We start from the raw sequence: 4683 nt of genomic DNA, 5'->3' as shown, positions 1-4683 counted from the left end.
CTTAGGCGCCGCTGGCCACCTATGCTCTGGACTGTGATGCCAGCATCCTGACGCCCCCCGAAAGGCTACCATCGACCCTTGTTGTGGTATCGTGTTAACGTGAAAACATGGCGCCCACATCATGATTGACGAACAGCCGAAGCGACGCGCGTCCACAACGGGCACTCTCGTTGGGACCAGATTCCAGGCTCCTTTGCTTGATGCGATCGATTCGTGGCGCAAGGAGCAGGACGATCTTCCAACGCGACCGGAGGCCGTGAGGCGTTTGGTTGAACTTGGCATGACGCTGAAGCGTGCTGGCGTGCAATTGCATCGCCAAGCGAAACCGTCGGACAAAAACATATGAAAAAACTGAAAGAAATCCCGGCCAAGACGGAGGCTGAAATCGCCTTGGCAGAAGAGCAGATCGTTGATTTGTCCAAGCGGATCGAGTTCTATCTCACCGAATATTCCGTGGAGCTCCTTGCTGGAAAGATGAGCAAGGGCGAGTTCGTCGTGCCCGCTTATCAGCGGGCCTACACGTGGGAAGAGGATCGGAAGTCGCGGTTCATCGAGTCGCTGTTGCTGGGTTTGCCGATCCCTTTCCTGTTCTTCTGGGAAATGCCCAGTGGGAAGCTGGAGATCGTCGATGGCTCCCAGCGTCTTCGCGCGATCGCGGAGTTTGTGCTCGGTGACCTTCGGCTCGGTGAACTGGACAGCCTCACGGCGCTGTCGGGGTTCAAGTTCTCCGACCTGCCGGAATCCAGGCAGCGAAAGATCAACAACCGATCTATCCGCGGCATCGTGCTGAACGAGCACGCAGATGAGCAGGCCCGCTTCGACATGTTCGAGCGGATTAATACGGGCAGCAAGATCGCGAACAAGGCAGAGGTGCGCCGTGGCGCGCTTGCCGGTGCCTTCATGGACCTGATCGTGGAACTAGCTACTGCGCCGAAGTTTGAGGCGCTCGCGCCGGTTTCGAAGAAGGAACTGGACGAGCGAGAGCGCGAAGAGCTCGTTGCTCGGTTCTTCGCGTACAGCGATGGTTTGACAGGCTACAAAGATCGCCCCTCGGAGTTCATCTTCAACTACGTGAAGCAGGCCAATGTTCGGGTGGTTGATGATCCCGCCCTGCTTGACCAATACCGCGGACGGTTCATCGAGACAATGGATTTCATCGAACGGGTGTTCCCAAATGGGTTTAGGCGCAATGACAAGGGCAAGGCGACGCCTCGGGCACGTTTCGAGGCCATTGCGGTCGGTTCGCGCTTGGCGCTGAATGAGCGACCGGCGCTGGCCCAGGAAGCCGTCCCTGACGTTCTCCCCTGGCTGACATCCGAGGACTTCATCAAAGTGACTGGCTCGGACGGCGCAAACGCCATCGCGCGCCTCCGGGAGCGCACTGGATTCGTACGCGACAAGCTTCTGGGAGCGTGAGATGAGTGCGCTTCTCAATGGTTTCCAAGAGCGACTCGCTGAGGTGGAAACCTACTTAGAGTTCCTCTCGACAATGGAACTGCGCGCTCAGCATGGTCCACCAAAGTTGGAAGGGGCAGAACACCCTATCAGTGCGCAGCAGCAGCGAATCCTCTATTCGAGCGTTTATCTGCAGCTGTACAACCTCGTCGAATCCACTATGTCCAGGTGCATTGAGGCCGTGACAGAAGCCGCCAAGCACGGCAATCGCTGGATGCCCAGCGATTTGAGTCAATCGCTTCGAAGGGAATGGGTTCGGGTGATGGCGCGCACGCACGAGGAACTCACGCCGGACCATCGACTGGAGAGCGCACTCCGTCTTTGCGATCACCTTGTGGCGGCACTGCCCGTCGCCGAATTCGCCCTTGACAAGGGTGGCGGTGGCAATTGGGATGATCAGGCCATTGAAGCGATCAGCAAGCGTCTTGGTTTTCAGTTGACTGTGAGCGAACCAGTGTACAGCGCTGTCAAGCGTAGATTTCAGGATGATTTAGGGCCACTGGCGCTCGTGAAACAACTGCGGAATCGACTTGCACACGGCTCTATTTCCTTCTCAGAGTGTGCCGAGAATGTCACCGTTCGGCGGCTACTCGACCTGAAGGATATGACCGTTGACTACCTACGTGAAGTCGTTGGTTGCTTCAACACGTACCTCGACAGCTTCGAGTACTTGCTTCCGGAACGGAGGCCAGCATGACCAGTAGATCGGTCGCGTCACGCCAGTCCACCCCGAAGATCGTGGGTGTGGATCTGTTCTGCGGAGTCGGTGGGCTCACCCACGGTTTGGTGCGAGGGGGAATCGACATCACAGCAGGGTTCGATATCGACGCAGGTTGCAAATACCCCTTCGAGGCCAATAATGCGGCGACTTTCGTGGAATGCGACGTCGCGAATCTGACGGCGGAGCAGATATCGCCTTATTTTGCTGGTGCGGATATCACTCTGCTGGCTGGCTGCGCGCCTTGTCAACCGTTCTCCACCTACAGCCGGAGTGGGCGCAATAGCGAGTACGAATCGCAATGGCCGTTGGTGTCCGCCTTCGGGCGGCTGGTGAAGAAGCTGAAGCCCGACCTTGTCACCATGGAGAACGTGCCACAACTCGCTGACCATCCGGTCTTCGAACAGTTGCTTAAGAGTCTTGCTGGATACAAGAAGTGGTGGTCGGTTGTCGAATGCACTTCGATCGGCATACCCCAGACGCGCAAGAGACTCGTGTTGCTTGCATCGCGGCTGGGCAGCAAGGGCTTGGCACTGACCAAAGATGTGACTCAGGATTCAACCGTTCGGCAGGTGATCGGTGCATTGCCTGCCATCCAAGCCGGTGAGAGTCATCCCGACGATGCATTGCACATGGCGCCTTCTTTGAGTGCATTGAACATGTCCCGAATCAAGGCTTCTCGCCCTGGCGGAACTTGGCGCGATTGGCCGGCGGAATTGCAGGCGAGTTGCCACCAGAAGAGCACCGGTGCAACCTATCCGAGTGTCTATGGCCGCATGGAGTGGGATCGCCCCGCCCCGACGATCACTACTCAATGTTTCGGGTACGGCAACGGCCGTTTCGGACATCCGGAGCAGGATCGCGCTATTTCGCTACGGGAGGCGGCCATGCTCCAGACGTTCCCCGAGACGTATGCGTTCTCGCCACCAGGCGCGCCCATCAAGTTCAACAGGATGGGGCGCCTGATCGGCAACGCCGTACCGGTGCGACTGGGGGAAGTGATCGCTGAGTCGTTGGTCAAGCACGTTCAGGCGTACGCGAACTGATATTTAACTTGAAGACTGATAGAGGAGCTAGTCAATGGCTGTTGTCGTGGGATTCATCAGTGAAAAAGGCGGCGTCGGCAAGACGACCGCTTGTTATCACATCGCCGTTGCGCTTAGCCGTTACGAAGGCAAGCGGGTCTTAGTCATCGACGCCGACTATCAGCGTGGCGGCATCTCTGGTCGTTTCTTCCCCAGGCTTATTGAGACCTTTGGAATCGGCATGCCAGCCGGGACAACGCTTTTCAACAAGTTCCAGCAGCTTTACAGCGCGTCTCACCAGACTCCGGACATCGACATCCATCCCTGCGGTGGCGGAATTGATCTAGTTCCTGCAGACCCGCGACTGTCCACGGTGTCCGTCGATAAATTGCCGAGCACGAACAACATTCGCGAGAACAACATGTTGCTTCTCTCGCACATGAAAACAATCGCATTTGTGTTGGGCGGTCTGCGACAGAACTACGACTACATACTGATCGATTCGCATCCCGAGGTGTCGGACGTAATGCGCTCGATCATCTATGTCGCAGATCATTGCGTGTCGCCAGTCAAACTGGACAGGCAGTCGTCGATCGGCGTCGCCACCGTGATCGGAGAGATAGCCAACGTAAACAATGACATCGCGATGATTAGGCGTTCACTTGGTGTCGAGGACGGCTATCGCGACACCCGCTTCTCCGGCGCAATGGGCATGATGGCGAGGGAATATGGTGAGGAGTTGAAGCAGAGCGAGCAGCTCGAATACAACCGGCTTCGTCGCTCTGGCGAGATCTTCAGCAACTATGTCACCGAAGGGGATGGCCTGAGAGTAGCCGCCGCGAATCGCCAGCCCGTATTCGACGTTCCTGGAGCGAATGCGGCCAAGCAAGCAGCTCAGTTCAGAGCATTGGCCAAAGAATTCTTGCGGGTGTGCCTATGACGATCGACCTCGAAAAACTCATCGAATGGTTGGGTGTGGAAGGCGCCATCGCAGGCCTTGATGGAAGCGACCTAACGGCTGCTGAACTCGGCGAACTGATGCCGGAGTCCAAACCCTCTGGCCATAGCAAGCTCAAACGCCGCGATCTCATTAGGGCAATGGTCGAACAAAAGCGCTTGGATCTGACGAAGAAACCGGAAGAGCTAATGGCCATGGATGCTGATTCGCTCAAGGCCTACTTCCATTCCATCAAAGCCTCCAAGAAAGAGATACTGGATCTACTGGAGTCTCTGGATATCAGACCTGGAAGCGTGGCACGTAACAACCTCACGGAATTCGCTGCTCGCGAGATCAGTGACATAGGTATGTATCGGCGCGTGGCCCAAGGCACGAAACCACCAGACGTGCAAGATGGGGGCGGTTCCAGCTAATGCCGGGCCTTTTGCCAGCGTGGGTGTTCCCGCAACGTTCGTTCGATCCGGACCAGGATCATCGCCACGGCTTGTTCCAGTCAGATGTGTTGGCAGGAGCCGCGGCACTCACTT

The 4683-nt window shown here is 57.0% G+C and carries 6 protein-coding genes; all 6 read left to right on the top strand.

The features are described 5' to 3' along the window. The first annotated feature begins 121 nt into the window (after nt 1-121). From ZRA01_RS19860 to ZRA01_RS19835, 6 genes are read left to right on the top strand one after another with little or no spacing between them, the layout of a single operon-like run. A complete protein-coding gene (locus ZRA01_RS19860) occupies nt 122-346 on the top strand; it encodes a hypothetical protein (RefSeq protein ID WP_141355104.1) in 225 nt (74 codons plus the stop codon). Continuing rightward, nucleotides 343-1416 carry a DUF262 domain-containing protein gene (locus ZRA01_RS19855; RefSeq protein WP_141355103.1) on the top strand — a complete coding sequence of 358 codons (1074 nt, stop codon included), beginning with the start codon at nt 343-345 and terminating at the stop codon, nt 1414-1416. The genes ZRA01_RS19860 and ZRA01_RS19855 overlap by 4 nt, the downstream gene beginning before the upstream one ends. A 1-nt stretch (nt 1417) precedes the next feature. Further along, a complete protein-coding gene (locus ZRA01_RS19850) occupies nt 1418-2152 on the top strand; it encodes an MAE_28990/MAE_18760 family HEPN-like nuclease (RefSeq protein WP_141355102.1) in 735 nt (244 codons plus the stop codon). After that, a complete protein-coding gene (locus tag ZRA01_RS19845; RefSeq protein ID WP_141355101.1) occupies nt 2149-3219 on the top strand; it encodes a DNA cytosine methyltransferase in 1071 nt (356 codons plus the stop codon). Before ZRA01_RS19850 ends, ZRA01_RS19845 begins: the two co-directional genes overlap by 4 nt. 34 nt (nt 3220-3253) lie before the next feature. After that, a complete protein-coding gene (locus tag ZRA01_RS19840; protein ID WP_141355100.1) occupies nt 3254-4138 on the top strand; it encodes a ParA family protein in 885 nt (294 codons plus the stop codon). Further along, nucleotides 4135-4569: a hypothetical protein gene (locus ZRA01_RS19835; RefSeq protein ID WP_141355099.1), complete on the top strand. Its 435-nt coding sequence runs from the start codon at nt 4135-4137 to the stop codon at nt 4567-4569. Before ZRA01_RS19840 ends, ZRA01_RS19835 begins: the two co-directional genes overlap by 4 nt. Nucleotides 4570-4683: the final 114 nt, after the last annotated feature.

It is taken from the genome of Zoogloea ramigera, assembly GCF_006539865.1.
Taxonomy (GTDB): Bacteria; Pseudomonadota; Gammaproteobacteria; order Burkholderiales; family Rhodocyclaceae; genus Zoogloea; species Zoogloea ramigera.
The sequence above is the reverse complement of the archived record's forward strand: the minus strand, read 5'-3'. Positions and strand labels throughout refer to the sequence as shown.